The organism is Serratia nevei (assembly GCF_024160145.1).
Lineage (GTDB): Bacteria > Pseudomonadota > Gammaproteobacteria > Enterobacterales > Enterobacteriaceae > Serratia > Serratia nevei_A.
In genome coordinates this window covers 16,971-34,082 of the sequence record NZ_JAMYWQ010000046.1, presented here as the reverse complement: position 1 = coordinate 34,082, position 17,112 = coordinate 16,971, and the positions used below count along the sequence as shown (strand labels likewise).

Sequence of the window (17,112 nt, the reverse complement as noted above, 5' to 3'; positions counted from 1 at the left end):
TATCGTCTTGTGGAGTGCCCACACAGATTGTCTGATAAATTGTTAAAGAGCAGTGCCGAGAAACTCATCGGCGCGGGCTGCGTATATTACGCTTTTCGCCCTGAGAGTCAAGCGTTTATTTCGCTTTCCTCTCGCTGACCCGGCGGCTTGTCAGTCGTTGTTCCCGGTCAGTGGAGGCGCATTATAGGGAGTTCTCGGCGGGCCGCAACCCCTATTTTCAATATTTTTTCCGACCGTTGAATGTTTAACCAAAACACCGTTAAAGCGGCAGTTTTTTCAACGATTTAAAGCCGTAGCCCTGCAAAACGGGCAATAAAGCGTCAGTATCCTCATTTAACGCCATGCAATACGCCAGATTCTCTTCCTGGCTCGAGACCAGATTTTCCTGCGTCGAGATGAGCCAGGCGGTACGACGGGCAATCGCCGCACCGGAATCCACCAGCCGGGTGCCTTCCGGCAACACCTGCATCAGCTCTTCAGCTAATAGAGGGAAATGGGTGCAGCCCAGCACGACGGTATCCGGCGGCTCGCGCATGCTCAGCCACGGATGCAGGATCTTTTTCAGCACCGGCAGCGGCACGGCTTCGCCGTGCAGCTTGGCCTCCGCCAGCTCCACCAGCTCTGAAGAGCCCAGCAGCTCAATCTTGCAGTCGGTAGCGAAACGGGAAATCAGTTCGTGGGTGTAGCTGCGCTGTACGGTGCCGCGAGTCGCCAACAGGCCGACAATGCCATTGACGGTAAGACGGGCGGCAGGCTTGATGGCGGGCACCACGCCCACGACCGGGAAACTGAAGCGCTCGCGCAGAGCCGGCAAAGAGACGGTGCTGGCAGTGTTACAGGCAATGACGACGATCGCCAGAGGATGCCGCTGCTGCACTGCGCCGACAATCTCCACCACACGCTCAACGATAAACTCTTCGGACTTCTCACCGTAGGGGAACGCCACGTTGTCGAAAGCGTATATATAGTGGAGATCCGGCAGCAACTGCCGAATCTCTTGATATACCGACAGCCCGCCGACGCCGGAATCGAAAACCAGCACCGTCGGGCGAGGTGTGGCGGTGCTGTTAGAAGGTATAGCTTCCAGTGAGGTAGTATTCTCTTCCTGGAGTAGCGTAGCCATAGGCCGTCTCATAATCTTTATCAAACAGGTTGGCAATTCTACCACGAACTGTCAGATGAGATGTGACCGGATACGAAACTGCGAGATCCCACAGGCTCACGCCGCCAAGTTTCACGCTTTGCTCCGGATAGGTACTGTAGTCCTTGTCATAACGTTGACCCAGGTATTGATAAGTCACCGCCCAGTCAAAGTCATACAGCTGCCAATCCAGCTCATACTTCACCTGTTGTTTCGCGCGCCGCAGCAGCACTTCATTGGTCTTGGCGTTGCGAGGATCGACATAGTCATAGCCAATCTGGTGCGTCAGCGGGCCGGTATCAAACGAGGCAGTGGCTTCAATCCCTTTGATGGTCGCCTTACCCACGTTGTAATAGACGTAGTTGGTTTCTCCCGTGGAATCGATCAAATTGTCGATGTCGTTGCGATAACCGGAGATACGCCAGGTCACCGGGCCGGTCAGTCCTTCAAAGCCGCCTTCCCACTGCTTGCTTTCTTCCGGTTTCAGATCGGTATTGTTGCCGAAATTGCCGTATAGCTGGCTCATATTCGGTGCTTTGAACGCCGTGCCATACGAAGCGATAAAACGGTATCCCTCGACGAATTCCCAGGCCGCGCTGGTTTGCCAAGTGCCGTGCCAGCCAAACTCGGAATGATCGTCACCTCGAACCGCGCCTTCCAACGTTACCGGGCCAATCAGTTGCTGCGCAGTCAGGTAGATGCCTGCATCACGTTGGCTTTTTTCACCCTTCACGGTGGTGGAGTCCGGCTTGATTTTCTGTTGCTGCCAGTCAACGCCAGAGCTTACGGTACCCTCTCCAACCTGCAGCGTATTGCCCCACTGCAGATTGTACTGTTCGGAATCCACCAAGCTGGCCGAGCTGTCATACATACCGCGACGAGGATCGTAATCGTAATCCTTGCTATGGCTGTAGCTGCCGATTAATTGTGTTGCGTAAATCCCTTCTTTATAACGCAATCCGGTATCCCAGGTTTGGCTGTACAGTTTGCGAGTATCTAACAGAGGGCTGGTCGGGGAGGAATAGTAACCATCGTACGCCGTGCGGTTGTCATAGCCATATCCGCGTACAAAGCCGCTGACCGATTCGCTGAACTGGTGCTCAAGCGTGCCATACAGAGACTTACTCATAAAACCATCGCGGTCCTGCTGGCTTTGCATACCGGTGCTGCCATAGGCCACCACATCATACCCTTTGGTATAAGTGTAATTGCCTGCCACCGTCGCCACGGTGCTGTCGCCCAGCTGCTGTTGGGTCGACGCGTCATAGGACTGATAGCCGTTGGAGCCCACGCCTGCAGAGAGCGTAGTACCATTCTTTTCACGCGTGGTGATGATGTTGACCACGCCGCCGATGGCGTCGGAACCGTACACCGCCGAACGCGGGCCGCGGATGTATTCGACTTTCTGCACCAGCGAAATCGGGATTTGGCTGAGATCGGAAGAGCCGCTGACGCCGGCCTGATTCAGACGAATGCCGTCGATCAATACCAAGACATGGCTGGAGTTGGTGCCGCGAATAAACAGCGAGCTTTTTTGCCCCAGTCCGCCGTTTTGGCCGATGTCCACGCCCGGCAAACGGCGCATCACGTCGGTCAGGCTCTTGGCCTGCCAGCGATCGATATCGTTACGGGTGACGATGGAAGTCGGCGCCAGCACGGAAGAAACCGGCTGCGGGAAGCGGTTGGCGGTCACCACCAGGTTATCGCCATTCGTGGCTGTCGTGTTGTCTTGCGCCCATCCAGAAAAAGCCGTGACGGAGGAGACCACCGCCAGCAGCGCGTTTTTTGTAATTGTCATGAGAAAAGCATCCAAACTTAATTGGCGGATGCCGCAGGATCATGGCCGGTAGTTCGCGACGGCCACGGACATTGCGACGTAACACCGGCAGGTCTTCGGGCTTGGGATTTGCGGGCCGTGGGGTGCGACCGGCAACGGGCGATGACTTCCCATCCTGCAATGGACAGTGTCTGCGTCAAAACGCTATCGCCGTGACTTCCCCTTACCGCTGCGCGTCAGCTCCGGATTCACACCGGATTCCCTTTTCACTCGCTGCTTGAGGCCGGACGGCAATGCTACGATCAATGAAAATAGATGTCTAGACTGCTATTAATGTTACAAATAATAAACACGACAAAACTGGACTTCACGGGCTGATTCCCTACAATCCCCGCTGATCAAATTTGCCTGACGAGAAGAAACACATGACGCCCGAGAATTTGCCTATTGAACGTTACGATGACCAACTGGCGGAGAAAGTCGCCCGTCTGAAGACGTTGATGTCACCGTTCGCGGCGCCCGAGCCGGAGGTGTTCCGCTCGCCAGTCGACCACTACCGCATGCGCGCCGAATTCCGCATCTGGCACGACGCGGACGACATGTACCACATCATGTTCGATCAGCAGACCAAGCAGCGTATTCGCGTCGATCGGTTCCCGGCCGCCAGCGAACTGATCAACCGCCTGATGAGCGCCCTGATCGCCGCGCTGAAGCCGGAGCCGATCCTGCGTCACAAGCTGTTCCAGATCGATTATCTGTCGACGCAAAGCGGTAAAATCATCGCCTCGCTGCTGTACCACCGCAAGCTGGATGACGTTTGGCAACGGCGCGCCGAGCAGCTGCGCGACGATCTGCGCGCTCAGGGTTTCGACCTGCAGCTGATCGGCCGGGCGTCGAAGACCAAAATCATGCTCGACCAAGATTATGTTGACGAAGTGCTGCCGGTCGCCGGCCGCGACATGATCTACCGTCAGGTGGAAAACAGCTTCACTCAACCCAACGCGGCGATGAACGTGCAGATGCTGGAATGGGCGCTGGCGGTGACCGCCGGTTCCAAAGGCGATTTGCTGGAGCTGTATTGCGGCAACGGCAACTTCTCACTGGCGCTGGCGCGCAATTTCGAGCGCGTGCTGGCGACCGAGATCGCCAAGCCGTCGGTGGCGGCGGCGCAGTACAACATCGCTGCCAACCATATCGACAATGTGCAGATCATCCGCATGGCGGCGGAAGATTTCACCCAGGCGATGAACGGGGTGCGCGAATTCAACCGGTTGAAAGGTATCGATCTGAGCGGCTACAACTGCGAGACGATCTTCGTCGATCCGCCGCGCAGCGGGCTGGACGAGGAAACGGTGAAGATGGTGCAGGCCTATCCGCGCATTCTGTATATCTCATGCAATCCGGAAACGCTGTGCGCCAACCTGGAAACGCTGCAGGCCACGCACCGGGTCAGCCGCCTGGCGCTGTTCGATCAGTTCCCGTACACCCATCACATGGAATGCGGCGTGTTGCTGGAAAAGCACCGCTGATACGACAGGGGCGCCATCATGGCGCCCCGTTTCATTACGGCTCTTGAGTCGGCGCATCCAGCGCCTTGCGCGCCTTCAGTTTGACCCCGATCCACAACACCAGCGCCACGCAGATTACCGACGGCAGGAAGTTGGAACCGATCTGCGGGTATTCGGCGCGCACGATGGCGCTGTACAGCAGCAGCCCCAGCAGGAAGCATGCCGCCGCCAGCTTCGGCATGCCGTCCGGCATGGCGCGGTTCAGGTAACGCTGGTGCAGGCAATACACCGCCAGCACCAACGCGATCAGCGGGAAGATCGAAAACGGCACCACCGAGCTGAACAACGCGGCAAAGGAACCGTTGATCGAAAGGCCGGCAATCAACGCCAGCAGTAAGGTGCCATTTTCACGGCCTGGTTTTTCCATCATTTTTACCTTTTTTATACGTGGGACACAGAAGCTTTTTCTTGTTCGCGACGATACCAGTAATACGCCCCTTTGGAGATCATCCGCAGCTGCAGCACCAGCCGTTCTTCCAGTTGCTGCCGCTGCTCGACGTCGATATCCAGCGCTTCCGCGCCAGCGCTGAACACGATGGTGACCATCGCCTCCGCCTGCGCTTCGGTAAAGCTGCGCGGCATGTGATTTTCCAATTCAAGGTAGTCCGCCAGTTCAGCGATGAAGTGCTGGATCTCGCGCGCCACCGCCGCACGGAATGCCGCCGACGTGCCGGAACGCTCGCGCAGCAGCAGGCGGAAGGCGTTCGGGTTGTTGCCGATAAATTCCATAAAGGTGGATACCGAGGTGCGGATCACGCTGCCGCCCTTGGCGATGCGTTGGCGCGCCTGGCGCATCAACTGACGCAGCATCAGGCCGCTTTCGTCCACCATCGTCAGCCCCAGCTCGTCCACATCGCGGAAATGGCGATAAAACGACGTGGGCGCGATACCCGCCTCGCGTGAAACTTCCCGCAGGCTCAGGCTGGCGAAGCTGCGTTCGGCGCTCAGCTGGCTGAATGCGGCTTCGATCAGGGAACGACGAGTCCGTTCTTTTTGTTGTGCTCTGACGCCCATATGCATATCCGGATAGGTTCCATTTTCTCAGTCTAACGCCCTAGACTCGGCAATATAGCAAATTTTATTGCAACAGCATTTATACTAACGCGCGCTATCACACTTCCACCCTGAGCCGATTGTGCTTTGACTCAAAAAGCCTAATGGTGATTGGGTGAGCAGCGCTATGATGTTAAGATACCGTTGTAATCTTGTATAAAAAAACAGGTCTCTCCTACATGCAACAGCACTATCAATTTGATGCCATTGTGATTGGCTCGGGCCCTGGTGGTGAAGGTGCCGCCATGGGGCTGGTGAAACAGGGCGCCCGCGTGGCCGTTATCGAACGGTACAACAACGTAGGCGGCGGATGTACCCATTGGGGCACCATCCCTTCCAAAGCCCTCCGCCACGCCGTCAGCCGCATTATCGAATTCAACCAGAACCCGCTTTACAACAACTCGCGCACGCTCAGCGCGACCTTCCCTGACATTTTACGCCACGCCGATAACGTTATCAGCCAGCAGACCCGCATGCGCCAGGGGTTCTATGAGCGGAACCAGTGCAAACTGTTCGCCGGCGACGCACGCTTCATCGACGCCAACACCGTCAGCGTCAGCTACATGGACGGTACCCAGGACACCATCCGCGCCGATCACATCGTGATCGCCTGCGGCTCACGCCCTTACCATCCGGCCAACGTCGATTTCAATCACCCGCGCATCTACGACAGCGACTCCATTCTCGAGCTGAGCCATGAACCGCGCCACGTGATTATTTACGGCGCCGGGGTGATCGGCTGCGAATATGCGTCTATCTTCCGCGGTCTGAACGTCAAGGTCGATCTGATCAACACCCGCGATCGCCTGCTGGCGTTCCTCGATCAGGAAATGTCGGATTCGCTCTCTTACCACTTCTGGAACAACGGCGTGGTGATCCGCCACAATGAAGAGTTCGAGAAGATTGAAGGCACCGAAGACGGCGTCATTGTGCACCTGAAGTCCGGCAAGAAGGTGAAAGCGGACTGCCTGCTGTACGCCAACGGCCGTACCGGCAACACCGATTCGCTGGGGTTGGAAAACGTCGGCCTGGAGTCGGACAGCCGCGGGCTGCTGAAGGTGAACAGCATGTACCAAACCGCGCTGTCGCACATCTATGCGGTCGGTGACGTGATCGGCTATCCGAGCCTGGCTTCCGCCGCCTACGATCAGGGCCGCATCGCCGCGCAGGCGATCGCTTCCGGCGAAGCCAGCGGGCACTTAATCGAAGATATCCCGACCGGCATCTACACCATTCCGGAAATCAGCTCCGTCGGCAAAACCGAGCAGGAACTGACGGCGATGAAGGTGCCGTATGAAGTGGGCCGCGCTCAGTTCAAGCATCTGGCGCGCGCGCAGATCGCCGGGATGAACGTCGGCAGCCTGAAGATCCTGTTCCATCGCGACACCCTGCAGATCCTCGGGATCCACTGCTTCGGCGAGCGTGCGGCGGAGATCATCCACATCGGCCAGGCGATCATGGAACAGAAAGGTGAAGGCAATACTATCGAGTATTTCGTTAATACGACCTTCAACTATCCGACCATGGCCGAAGCCTACCGAGTGGCGGCGCTTAACGGCTTAAACCGCCTGTTTTAACGCGTTGTCGATGTAACCCTGCATGTGCTCGCGGATCGCTTCGGCCAACTGCTCATAACGGCTGCGCAGTGGGGAGCCGGGGCGATACACCAACGCAATGGTGCGCTTCGGTTCCGGCTTGTAGCAATCCAGATAGCAGACGCCGTCGCGTTCGCGCTGCGGCGGCACTGCCAGTGACGGCAGCAGGGTAATGCCGCTGCCGGCCGCGACCATATTGCGCAGCGTTTCCAGACTGGTGGCGCGGAAGTGGGTATCCTCGTCCGCGCCCGCCTGGAAGCAGAAGCCCATCGCCTGATCGCGCAGGCAGTGGCCATCTTCCAGCATCAGCAGCTTCTCTCCCGCCAAATCCGGCATCGCCACGCGCTCGCGCTGCGCCCACGGGTGATCGGAATACACCGCCAGCTTCATCGGTTCATCGAACAGAGGCACTTCGATAAACGCCTCGGTTTCCTTCACCAATGCCAGAATGGCGCAGTCCAATTTGCCGCTGTCGAGTTGCGCCAGCAGTTGCTGGGTTTGCGCTTCGTGCAGGTACATTTCCAGTTTCGGGAAAGTTTTGTGCAGCGTCGGGATGATCTGCGGCAGCAGATAAGGCCCCACGGTCGGGATCAGGCCGATGTGCAGCGGCCCGGACATGGCTTCGCCCTGCTGGCTGGCCATCTCCTTCAATACTTTCACTTCGCGCAGCACGGTACGCGCCTGCTCCACCAGCAACAGACCCGCCTGGGTGAACAGCACCTTGCGGCTGGTGCGCTCGAGCAGCATGACGCCCAACTCGTCTTCCAGCTTGCGGATCTGCCCGCTTAGCGTGGGCTGGCTCACATGGCATGAATCGGCCGCACGGCGGAAGTGCCGGTGCTCGGCCAAGGCGACCAGATACTCTAAATCACGAATATTCATTGTTTCCCTCCATTCCATGATAGCTCATGGCGATAGATAAGATAGCAATCAGCGATTAGATCTATCAAGTCCCAGCGACAATAATGTGTCCCAACGAAGCGATATCGCGCTAAATGCTAAAAATTACTTTTCCTAATTAAGGGGTTAATCAATGTTTACCAGTCAAGAAGGCAAGAAAGTTCCTCAGGTTACTTTCCACACCCGTCAGGGCGACCAATGGATTGATGTAACCACTGATGACCTGTTCAAAAACAAAACGGTCATCGTGTTCTCGCTGCCGGGCGCGTTCACGCCGACCTGCTCTTCGAGCCATCTGCCGCGCTACAACGAGCTGTCCAGCGTATTCAAACAGCACGGCGTCGACGGTATTCTGTGCGTCTCGGTGAACGACACCTTCGTGATGAACGCCTGGAAAGCCGATCAACATGCGGAAAACATCACCTTCGTGCCGGACGGCAACGGTGAATTCACCAAAGGCATGAACATGCTGGTCGAGAAAGCGGATCTGGGTTTTGGCCCGCGTTCATGGCGCTATTCGATGCTGGTGCGCGACGGCGTGGTCGAGAAAATGTTCGTCGAGCCGAACAAGCCGGGCGACCCGTTTGAAGTGTCCGATGCCGACACCATGTTGAAATACCTGGCACCGGAATTCAAAGTGCAGGAATCGGTCTCCCTGTTCACCAAACCGGGCTGCCCATTCTGCGCCAAGGCCAAACAGATGCTGCAAGAGCGCGGCATTCAGTATGAAGAGATCGTGCTGGGCAAAGACGCCACCACCGTCAGCCTGCGCGCCGTCAGCGGCCGCGCCACGGTGCCGCAAGTGTTCATCGGCGGCCGTCACATCGGTGGCAGCGACGATCTGGAAACGTTCCTGTCAGCTTAATAAGTAATAACAAAGCCAACGTGAACTTTGGCGGGCTACGGCCCGCCCTTTTTTTACCTTTCAGGAGCGGATATGAAACTGTTGAACGTTGATGTCGCGGTCATCGGCGGCGGCACCGCAGGGCTCGGCGCCTATCGCGCGGCCAAACTGTCTACCCCCAGCGTGGTGATGATCGAAGGCGGGCCTTACGGCACCACCTGTGCGCGCGTTGGCTGTATGCCATCCAAGTTGCTGATCGCCGCTGCCGAAGCGGTGCATCAAATCGAACGCGCGCCGGGCTTTGGCGTGCATCCAACCGGTAAAACCCGCATCGACGGACGCGAAGTGATGGCGCGCGTCAAGCGCGAACGCGACCGCTTCGTCGGCTTCGTGCTGGAAGGCGTGGACGAGATCCCGGCCGGCGACAAAATTCAGGGCTATGTCCGCTTTATCGACGACAACACGCTGCAGGTCGATGAGCATACGCGCATCGTGGCGCAGCGCATCGTGATCGCCACCGGCTCCCGCCCCAGCTGGCCGGCGCCGTGGAACGCACTGGGCGATCGTCTGATCGTCAACGACGACCTGTTCAACTGGGATGATTTGCCGCAGTCCGTAGCGGTATTCGGCCCCGGCGTCATCGGGCTCGAGCTGGGGCAAGCGCTGCACCGCCTCGGCGTCGACACCAAGGTCTTCGGTATCGGCGGCGCGGTCGGGCCGCTCACCGACAGCGCCGTGCGCGACTACGCCGCCAAAGCGCTGGGGGAAGAGTTCTATCTCGACGCCGACGTGAAGGTAGAGATGATGCAGCGCGAAGGCGACAAGGTGTTTATCCGCTATCGGGATCTGCAGGGCCAACCGCAGGAGATCCTGGTGGACTACGTGCTGGCCGCCACCGGCCGCCGCCCCAACGTCGATCGGTTGGGCCTCGACAACACCGGCCTGCAGCTCGACGCCCGAGGCGTACCGCTGGCCGATCGCCTGACGATGCAAACCAGCGTACCGCATATTTTCATCGCCGGCGACGCCAGCAACCAACTGCCGCTGCTGCATGAGGCCAGCGATCAGGCACGCATCGCCGGCGCCAACGCCGGCAGCTTCCCGGAGATCAACCCGGGCCTGCGCCGCAGCGCGATTTCGGTGGTGTTCTCCGATCCGCAAATCGCCATGGTCGGCTCAACCTTCCGCGAACTGAGCGAAAAATTCAGCGCCTGCGGCTGCTTTGAAGTGGGCAAGGTTTCGTTTGAGAATCAGGGCCGCTCGCGGGTGATGCTGCGCAACAAAGGCATTTTGCACGTCTATGGCGAGCAAGGCAGCGGCCGTTTCCTCGGCGCGGAAATGATCGGCCCGGACGCCGAGCACATCGCGCACCTGTTGGCCTGGGCGCACCAGCAGCAGATGACCGTCGATCAGATGCTGGACATGCCGTTCTATCATCCGGTGATCGAAGAAGGCTTGCGCACCGCGCTGCGCGATCTGCAGGCGAAGCTCAAACTCGGCACGGCCGAAATCGAGCGCTGCCAGCGCTGCCCGGGCGAATAGCCCCTCATTCTCCGTTCATCCCCACCGGGCCTTCAGGCCCGGTTTTTTGCGCAGCACTTTCCACATTTTCCTCCCTCCTCTTGCCTCACGGCCCTTCTGCGCTCATTTTTTATACTTCAACATTGAAACGATACCAATAATGATACTAAAATGGAGGCAGCATGAACGAGATCAGGGATGACATCGCTGATTTGCAACAGCGGCAGAACAGCATCAAATTCGCCGAGTTAGCGAAAATCTGCGTGCGATGGTTTGGGCCGCCGCGCATAAACGGTAGCAGCCATCACGTTTATCGCATGCCCTGGTCAGGCGATCCGCGCATCAATATCCAACGCGGCAACAACGGCGCAGCCAAGGCATATCAGGTTAAGCAGGTCATCGCCGCACTGGCCAGAATGGAGGAAGAACATGGAAAAGCATGAACACTATACCTATCGCATCACCTGGTCAGCGGAAGATCGTGAATATGTCGGGCTGTGCGCCGAATTCCCCTCGTTGTCCTGGCTGGCGGCCACGCGTACCGGCGCACTGGAGGGTATCGAAAAAGTCGTGAGCGAAACAATCGCCGATATGCTGGCGCAAGGCGAAACGCCGCCGCAGGCGCTGGCGGAAAAGAACTTCAGCGGAAAACTGGTGCTGCGCATGACGCCGGAACAGCATCGCCGGCTGGCGATCGGCGCGATGGAGGAAGGCGTGAGCCTGAACCGCTATCTGTGTGCACGCCTGGCGGGGTAAAGGCTCAAGGGCGGCGCCGGGCCGCCCTTGTCGTCGTCAGGCCAAACGCTGTTTCGCTGCGGCGATTGCCGCGGCCACCTGCTGCGGTGCGACGCCGCCTTTGGCCGCACGCTTGTCCAGGCAGGATTGCAACGCCAGCATCGGGTAAACGTCGTCGCCGATCGTCGCGCTGAACTGCTGCAAGTCTGCCAGCGGCAGCGCTTCCAGCGGTTTACCCTGGCGAATCGCTTCTACCACCGCCTCGCCGACGATATGGTGCGCTTCGCGGAACGGCACGCCCTTGGCGACCAGGTAATCCGCCAGCTCTGTGGCGTTGGCATAGCCCTGCTCCGCCGCTTCCTGGCAGCGCGGGCGTTTCACCTGAATGCCGTCCAGCACCAGCGCCGCCATTTGCAGGCAGTCCATCCAGGTGTCGAGCGCGTCGAACAGCCCTTCTTTGTCTTCCTGCATGTCTTTGTTGTACGCCAGCGGCAGGCCTTTCAGCGTCATCATCATGCCGGTCAGCGCGCCCTGCACGCGGCCGCATTTACCGCGGATCAGCTCCAGTGCGTCCGGGTTTTTCTTCTGCGGCATCAGCGAAGAGCCGGAGGTCACGCGGTCGGACAGCTCGACAAACGCCGCTTCGCCGCTGTTGAAGAAGATCAGATCTTCGGCGAAGCGCGACAGGTGCACCATGCTGATGGCGGCGTTGGACAGCAGCTCCAGCACGTGATCGCGATCGGATACGCTGTCCAGGCTGTTGCGGGTCGCCGAGGCGAAGCCCAGCCAACCGGCCAGCTGCTCGCGATCGATAGGATAAGCGGTACCGGCCAGTGCACCGCTGCCCAGCGGGCTGACGTCCAGCCGTTTCAGGGTATCCTGCAGACGGCTCTCATCGCGTGCCAGCATCTCGACATAGGCCAGGCACCAGTGCGCGAAAGTCACCGGCTGCGCGCGCTGCAGGTGGGTATACCCCGGCATCACCGCATCCTGGTTGGCTTCGGCGGTCTCCACCAGCGCCTGCTGCAGCTGGACGATCGCCTGATGCAGATCGCCGATCTGCTGTTTGCACCACAGCTTCAGATCGGTCGCGACCTGATCGTTGCGGCTGCGGCCGGTGTGCAGCTTCTTGCCCAAATCGCCGACCTTCTCGATCAGCTTCTGCTCCACCCAACTGTGGATGTCTTCGGCATCGCTTTGGACGATCGCCAAAGGATCGGCCTGGACTTCCGTCAGCAGCGCCTTCAGCGCCTGCTCCAGCTGCTGTTGCTCCGTTGCGGTCAACACGTTAACGGTCACCAGCGCCTTCGACCAGGCCACCGAGCCCACGATATCCTGCTCCGCCAAGCGATAATCGAACCGCAGCGAATCGTTGAGTTGCTTGAACCGCTGATCCGCCGCCTGAGTGAACCGTCCGCCCCAAAGTGCCATATCTTACTCCTGAATTTTTATGCGAAAGGGCGCAGCATGCTGCGCCCTTGCAGAGTCACGCCAATCGATTATTTATTCTTTTTCTCGTTCAACGCGCGGATGCGTGAAGACAGAGAGAACAGGCGGATAAAGCCGCCCGCGTGGCTGTGATCGTAAACTTCGTCTTCGCCGAAGGTGGCGAACTCTTCGGAGTACAGGCTGTTGGCGGATTTCTTCTGGGTCGCCGTCACCTGGCCTTTGTACAGCTGCAGCACCACTTCGCCGTTCACCTCTTCCGCCAGCGCTTCGGCAGAGGCCTGCAGCGAGCGGCGCAGCGGCGCAAACCAGCGGCCGTCGTACACCACATAGGACATCTCCAGGCCCAGCTGCTCGCGCCATTTGAAGCTGTCGCGATCCAGCACCAGCTGTTCGACGGCACGCAGCGCCGCCACCATGATGGTGCCCCCCGGAGTTTCATAGCAGCCGCGGGATTTGATGCCCACCAGGCGGTTTTCCACGATGTCGATACGGCCGACGCCGTGCTTGGCGCCCAGCGCGTTCAGGGTTTCCAGGCACTGGTACGGCGACAGCGCTTTACCGTTAACCGCCACAACGCGGCCTTTCTCAACGGTCACGGTCACCTGCTCAGGCTGATCCGGCGCTTCCTGCGGATCGACGGTCCACACCCAGCAATCTTTGTTCGGCGCATTCCACGGGCTTTCCAGCACGCCGCCTTCGGTGGAGATGTGCCAGGCGTTTTCATCGCGGCTGTAGATCTTCTCCAGCGACGCGGTAGTCGGGATATTGCGCTCTTTCAGGTAATCCAGCAGCGCTTCACGGGAACGCAGATTCCACTCACGCCACGGCGCCACCACTTTCAGCTGCGGTGCCAGCGCGGTGTAGGTGGTCTCGAAACGCACCTGGTCGTTGCCTTTGCCGGTCGCACCGTGGCACAGCGCGTCGGCGCCTACTTTCAACGCCAGCTCGACCTGCGCCTTGGCGATGATCGGCCGCGCCATCGAGGTGCCCAGCAGGTAGCTGCCTTCGTACAGGGCGCCGGTCTGCAGCACCGGATAAACGTAATCGCGGATAAATTCTTCACGCAGATCGACCACGTGACATTCAGAGGCACCGGACTGCAGGGCTTTTTGCTCCACGCCTTCCAGATCGCTGCGCTCCTGGCCGATGTCCGCCACGAACGCCACCACTTCACAGCCGCCGTAGTTCTCTTTCAGCCATGGAATGATGGCCGAGGTATCCAGGCCGCCGGAGTACGCCAGAACGATTTTTTTGATGCCTTGGTTTTGCATGATCTATTCCTTTCTAATTCTAAAATTAAGCGAGGATCCGGGTGCCAATCGACACGCCGTTAAACAAAGCAGGAAGCTGATCGGCATGGCGCCAGCTGGCGATATCCACCGGGCGGCCGAGGGTGCGGGCGGCGTCAAGCGCCGCATTCACCTTCACCACCATACCATCGGTGATGATGCCTTGCGCGATCAGTTGTTCCGCTTTTTGCGCCGTCATTTCCGCAATGCGTTGCCCCTTGCCGTCGAGGATGCCGCTGACGTCCGACAGCAAGATCAGATCCGCCCCCAGCGTCGCCGCCAGCGCCGTCGCCGCCTGATCGGCGTTCACGTTCATTAACTGCCCTTCGGCGGTGATGCCGATGGAGCTGACCACCGGCAGGTAGCCGGCGCTCAGCAGGGTATTGAGCAGCGCGGGCGAACCGGGCTGCGCGTTGCCGACGTGCCCCAATGCCGGATCGAGCGGGGTCACGACCGCGCTGCCGCCATCCGCCAGGCAGAGGCCGACGGCGTTGATTTGGTGTTTAATCGCCCACGCCAGCAGCGTTTTGTTGGCGGTGCCGGCCAGCGCGCCGGTGATGATGTCGATCTGATCGGCCGGCGTGACCCGCAGGCCATTCTTTTTCACCACCGGCAAAGAGAGCTGCTTCATCAGTTCGTCCACCACGCAGCCGCCGCCGTGCACGATCACCAGCGGGCGCTGATGCTGCTGCCGGTAGCTGTCCAGCGCGGTAAACAGACGCTCCAGCGCTTCTTCACTGTCTAATAACACGCCACCTAACTTGATAATTAACGGGTTCATTGCTGTTTACTCACGCTGGTTTAAAGGAGTGACTGGGTTTCCGGGAAGCCGAAACGGATATTCAGGCATTGCACCGCCTGCGCCGCCGCGCCTTTCAGCAGGTTATCTTCCACCGCCACGGCGATCAGGTGCTCGCCCTGCACCGCAAAACCGATGTCGCAGAACGGTAGCCCCACCACCGCTTTCAGCGCCGGCACGCCCTGGTCGTACAGCCGCACCAGCGGTTTGTCGTCATAGGCGGCGTGATAGGCGGCGGCCACGTCCTGCGCGGTTACGCCGGCCTTCAGGCGGCAGGTGATGGTTTCAAGGATGCCGCGCGGGAAATTGCCCAGGTGCGGCGTAAAGATGACCGGCACGCCCAGGTGCGCGGCGATCTCCGGCTGGTGCCGATGAGTGAAAATACCGTACGGCTGCAGGCTCACTTCGCAGAAGCTGGTGGTCATGCTGGCCTTGCGCCCGGCGCCGCTGACACCGCTGGTGGCGTTGATCACCGGCCACTGGTCGAGGTTCAGCAATTGCTTCTCGATCAACGGCTTCAGCGCCAGCTGCGCCGCCGTCGGGTAACACCCCGGCACGGCAATCAGCTGCGCCTGTTTAATCTTGTCGCTCTGCCATTCCGCCAGGCCGTATACCGCCTGCTCCAGCAGGGCGCCATGCTGATGTTCAAAACCGTAGTACTGGCTATAAAAACCGGCGTCCTGCACGCGGAAGGCGCCCGACAGATCGAACACCACGCAGCCCGCCGCCAGGAAGGCCGGGGCGATATCGTGGCTGACTTCATGGGCGGTGGCGAGAAACACCACGTCGATGCCCTGCGCCGCCTTGGCAACGTCGGTCAACGGCTGCAGCGGCAGATCGACGATGCCTTTCAACTGGGGATGGAGATCGGAAAGCAACTTTCCTGCATCTGCACTTTGCGCTGAAACCGCTAAAGCGGTTATGTTCATGTGTGGGTGGCGATTCAGGTAAGCCGTGAGCTCCGCTCCGGCGTAACCGCTGGCACCAACGATCAGCGTATTCAACATGTGGCCTTTCACCTTCTCAACTGACGTGCGGTCGCTTGCGACCCAGGTAACAGGGCTAGCCAGCGTTGTTGCGCCGTTCACCCACGGAGCCTGGCGTTGATGCTTTTATAAACATCCGGGTATCGGGTTCCCTTACGCTTCGGCTTACTGTATTTTTATTCAAAATAAATGCATGAATATTGATACTATCCTAACCAAAGGCTGTCAACAGTGAAGATGAAATTACCTCCATTTATTGAGCTGTACCGGGCGTTGATCGCAACGAAGTCGATCAGCGCCACCGATGCCGGCCTCGATCAGAGCAATGAGGCGTTAATCAACTTGCTGGCCGGATGGTTTGCCGATCTGGGCTTTCGCGTCGACGTACAGCCGGTGCCGGAATCGCGCCACAAATTCAACCTGCTGGCCAGCATCGGCGAAGGCAGCGGCGGCCTGCTGCTGGCCGGCCATACCGATACGGTGCCTTACGACGAAGGCCGCTGGACGCGCGATCCCTTCACCCTGACCGAGCACAACAACAAGCTCTACGGCCTGGGCACCGCCGACATGAAAGGCTTCTTCGCCTTTATTCTGGATGCGGTACGCGACATCGACGCGAGCAAACTGACCAAGCCGCTGTACATTCTGGCTACCGCAGATGAAGAAACGACGATGGCCGGCGCACGTTATTTCGCCGCCTCCACCGCCATTCGTCCGGATTTCGCCATCATCGGCGAACCGACCTCGCTGCAGCCGGTGCGCGCGCACAAGGGCCACATGGCCAACGCCATTCGCATCGTCGGTCAGTCCGGCCATTCCAGCGATCCGGCGCGCGGCGTCAACGCCATCGATCTGATGCACGAATCCATCGGCCGCCTGATGGAGCTGCGCAAAACCCTGCAGGAACGCTACAACAACCCGGCGTTCGCCGTGCCTTATCCCACCATGAACTTCGGCCATATCAGCGGCGGCGACGCGGCCAACCGCATCTGCGCCTGCTGCGAGCTGCACCTGGATATCCGCCCGCTGCCCGGCATGACGCTCGACAACATCAACGAGCTGATGCATCAGGCATTGGAGCCGGTGAGCCAACGCTGGCCGGGCCGCCTGACTATCGAAGAGCTGCACGCGTCGGTGCCGGGTTACGAATGCCCGACCGACCACCGCATGGTGGCGGTGATCGAGGAACTGCTGGGCACCCGCACGCAGGTGGTCAACTACTGCACCGAAGCGCCGTTCGTGCAGCAGGTCTGCCCGACGTTGGTGCTCGGCCCCGGCTCCATCGATCAGGCCCACCAGCCGGACGAATACATCGACACCGCGTTTATCGAACCGACGCGCAAACTGTTGGGCCAGTTGGTCAGTCACTTTTGCCGGCAATAAACCCGACATTTAACAGGGGAAATGCTTTATGCTTCCCCTAACTCGAAATAAGTAGCAAACGGCGAAATAAGC

16 protein-coding genes and 1 riboswitch are annotated in these 17,112 nt (G+C 59.2%); of the genes, 7 read left to right on the top strand and 9 right to left on the bottom strand.

Features of this window, described 5'->3' with window-relative positions; genetic code table 11:
- Positions 1-259 precede the first annotated feature (259 nt).
- Together murI and btuB are read right to left on the bottom strand one after the other, a co-directional pair.
- On the bottom strand, positions 260-1,123 hold the full coding sequence (gene murI, locus M6G53_RS22265) for a glutamate racemase (RefSeq protein ID WP_060424947.1): 864 nt from the start codon (positions 1,121-1,123) through the stop codon (positions 260-262).
- Entirely contained in the window at positions 1,068-2,939 is a 1,872-nt protein-coding gene (gene btuB / locus M6G53_RS22260) for a TonB-dependent vitamin B12 receptor BtuB (RefSeq protein ID WP_253334547.1), read from the bottom strand. Before btuB ends, murI begins: the two co-directional genes overlap by 56 nt.
- Positions 2,940-3,008: 69 nt before the next feature.
- Positions 3,009-3,228, bottom strand: a riboswitch (cobalamin riboswitch).
- Between the two features lie 115 nt (positions 3,229-3,343).
- Between btuB and trmA the strand changes: the two genes are divergently transcribed.
- Positions 3,344-4,447: a tRNA (uridine(54)-C5)-methyltransferase TrmA gene (trmA, locus tag M6G53_RS22255; protein WP_033636420.1), complete on the top strand. Its 1,104-nt coding sequence runs from the start codon at positions 3,344-3,346 to the stop codon at positions 4,445-4,447.
- Between the two features lie 34 nt (positions 4,448-4,481).
- Here trmA and M6G53_RS22250 read toward each other — a convergent pair whose 3' ends face one another.
- A complete protein-coding gene (locus M6G53_RS22250) occupies positions 4,482-4,853 on the bottom strand; it encodes a YijD family membrane protein (RefSeq protein WP_253334549.1) in 372 nt (123 codons plus the stop codon).
- 14 nt (positions 4,854-4,867) lie between these two features.
- The gene (fabR, locus tag M6G53_RS22245) at positions 4,868-5,500 is read right to left on the bottom strand and encodes an HTH-type transcriptional repressor FabR (RefSeq protein ID WP_004931044.1); all 633 of its coding nucleotides are present in this window, start codon (positions 5,498-5,500) and stop codon (positions 4,868-4,870) included.
- A gap of 218 nt (positions 5,501-5,718) precedes the next feature.
- On the opposite strand from fabR, the gene sthA reads away from it, so the two are divergent.
- Positions 5,719-7,116, top strand: a complete 1,398-nt coding sequence (gene sthA / locus M6G53_RS22240) for a Si-specific NAD(P)(+) transhydrogenase (RefSeq protein WP_253334545.1) — start codon at positions 5,719-5,721, stop codon at positions 7,114-7,116.
- Here sthA and oxyR read toward each other — a convergent pair.
- Positions 7,099-8,016: a DNA-binding transcriptional regulator OxyR gene (gene oxyR / locus M6G53_RS22235; protein WP_033636422.1), complete on the bottom strand. Its 918-nt coding sequence runs from the start codon at positions 8,014-8,016 to the stop codon at positions 7,099-7,101. The genes sthA and oxyR overlap by 18 nt on opposite strands.
- 151 nt (positions 8,017-8,167) lie before the next feature.
- Between oxyR and M6G53_RS22230 the strand changes: the two genes are divergently transcribed.
- The 4 genes from M6G53_RS22230 (at position 8,168) to M6G53_RS22215 (ending at position 11,155) form a co-directional block, all read left to right on the top strand.
- The gene (locus M6G53_RS22230) at positions 8,168-8,899 is read left to right on the top strand and encodes a glutathione peroxidase (protein ID WP_019452251.1); all 732 of its coding nucleotides are present in this window, start codon (positions 8,168-8,170) and stop codon (positions 8,897-8,899) included.
- A gap of 72 nt (positions 8,900-8,971) precedes the next feature.
- A complete protein-coding gene (locus tag M6G53_RS22225; protein WP_253334543.1) occupies positions 8,972-10,420 on the top strand; it encodes a dihydrolipoyl dehydrogenase in 1,449 nt (482 codons plus the stop codon).
- A 161-nt stretch (positions 10,421-10,581) separates the two neighbouring features.
- Positions 10,582-10,842 carry a toxin HicA gene (locus tag M6G53_RS22220; RefSeq protein ID WP_048232159.1) on the top strand — a complete coding sequence of 87 codons (261 nt, stop codon included), beginning with the start codon at positions 10,582-10,584 and terminating at the stop codon, positions 10,840-10,842.
- On the top strand, positions 10,829-11,155 hold the full coding sequence (locus M6G53_RS22215; protein WP_019452249.1) for a type II toxin-antitoxin system HicB family antitoxin: 327 nt from the start codon (positions 10,829-10,831) through the stop codon (positions 11,153-11,155). Before M6G53_RS22220 ends, M6G53_RS22215 begins: the two co-directional genes overlap by 14 nt.
- Before the next feature lie 36 nt (positions 11,156-11,191).
- Here the strand turns inward: M6G53_RS22215 and argH are convergent, their stop codons facing one another.
- The 4 genes from argH to argC all read right to left on the bottom strand — a co-directional run bounded on the left by argH (position 11,192) and on the right by argC (position 15,678).
- Positions 11,192-12,565: an argininosuccinate lyase gene (argH, locus tag M6G53_RS22210; protein ID WP_253334541.1), complete on the bottom strand. Its 1,374-nt coding sequence runs from the start codon at positions 12,563-12,565 to the stop codon at positions 11,192-11,194.
- A 68-nt stretch (positions 12,566-12,633) separates the two neighbouring features.
- A complete protein-coding gene (locus M6G53_RS22205; RefSeq protein ID WP_019452247.1) occupies positions 12,634-13,854 on the bottom strand; it encodes an argininosuccinate synthase in 1,221 nt (406 codons plus the stop codon).
- A gap of 25 nt (positions 13,855-13,879) precedes the next feature.
- Positions 13,880-14,653, bottom strand: coding sequence for an acetylglutamate kinase (gene argB, locus M6G53_RS22200; RefSeq protein ID WP_253334539.1), 774 nt, complete (start codon positions 14,651-14,653; stop codon positions 13,880-13,882).
- Positions 14,654-14,673: 20 nt separating this feature from the next.
- Positions 14,674-15,678, bottom strand: coding sequence for an N-acetyl-gamma-glutamyl-phosphate reductase (gene argC, locus M6G53_RS22195; protein WP_025304655.1), 1,005 nt, complete (start codon positions 15,676-15,678; stop codon positions 14,674-14,676).
- 216 nt (positions 15,679-15,894) lie between these two features.
- Here argC and argE point away from each other — a divergent pair, with 216 nt between their 5' ends.
- On the top strand, positions 15,895-17,040 hold the full coding sequence (argE, locus tag M6G53_RS22190) for an acetylornithine deacetylase (protein WP_253334538.1): 1,146 nt from the start codon (positions 15,895-15,897) through the stop codon (positions 17,038-17,040).
- Positions 17,041-17,112 lie beyond the last annotated feature (72 nt).

Coding starts and splice junctions, on each gene's coding strand:
- murI (WP_060424947.1), bottom strand. CDS start 1,123: ATGGCTACGCTACTCCAGGAAGAGAATACTACCTCACTGGAAGCTATA.
- btuB (WP_253334547.1), bottom strand. CDS start 2,939: ATGACAATTACAAAAAACGCGCTGCTGGCGGTGGTCTCCTCCGTCACG.
- trmA (WP_033636420.1), top strand. CDS start 3,344: ATGACGCCCGAGAATTTGCCTATTGAACGTTACGATGACCAACTGGCG.
- M6G53_RS22250 (WP_253334549.1), bottom strand. CDS start 4,853: ATGGAAAAACCAGGCCGTGAAAATGGCACCTTACTGCTGGCGTTGATT.
- fabR (WP_004931044.1), bottom strand. CDS start 5,500: ATGGGCGTCAGAGCACAACAAAAAGAACGGACTCGTCGTTCCCTGATC.
- sthA (WP_253334545.1), top strand. CDS start 5,719: ATGCAACAGCACTATCAATTTGATGCCATTGTGATTGGCTCGGGCCCT.
- oxyR (WP_033636422.1), bottom strand. CDS start 8,016: ATGAATATTCGTGATTTAGAGTATCTGGTCGCCTTGGCCGAGCACCGG.
- M6G53_RS22230 (WP_019452251.1), top strand. CDS start 8,168: ATGTTTACCAGTCAAGAAGGCAAGAAAGTTCCTCAGGTTACTTTCCAC.
- M6G53_RS22225 (WP_253334543.1), top strand. CDS start 8,972: ATGAAACTGTTGAACGTTGATGTCGCGGTCATCGGCGGCGGCACCGCA.
- M6G53_RS22220 (WP_048232159.1), top strand. CDS start 10,582: ATGAACGAGATCAGGGATGACATCGCTGATTTGCAACAGCGGCAGAAC.
- M6G53_RS22215 (WP_019452249.1), top strand. CDS start 10,829: ATGGAAAAGCATGAACACTATACCTATCGCATCACCTGGTCAGCGGAA.
- argH (WP_253334541.1), bottom strand. CDS start 12,565: ATGGCACTTTGGGGCGGACGGTTCACTCAGGCGGCGGATCAGCGGTTC.
- M6G53_RS22205 (WP_019452247.1), bottom strand. CDS start 13,854: ATGCAAAACCAAGGCATCAAAAAAATCGTTCTGGCGTACTCCGGCGGC.
- argB (WP_253334539.1), bottom strand. CDS start 14,653: ATGAACCCGTTAATTATCAAGTTAGGTGGCGTGTTATTAGACAGTGAA.
- argC (WP_025304655.1), bottom strand. CDS start 15,678: ATGTTGAATACGCTGATCGTTGGTGCCAGCGGTTACGCCGGAGCGGAG.
- argE (WP_253334538.1), top strand. CDS start 15,895: ATGAAATTACCTCCATTTATTGAGCTGTACCGGGCGTTGATCGCAACG.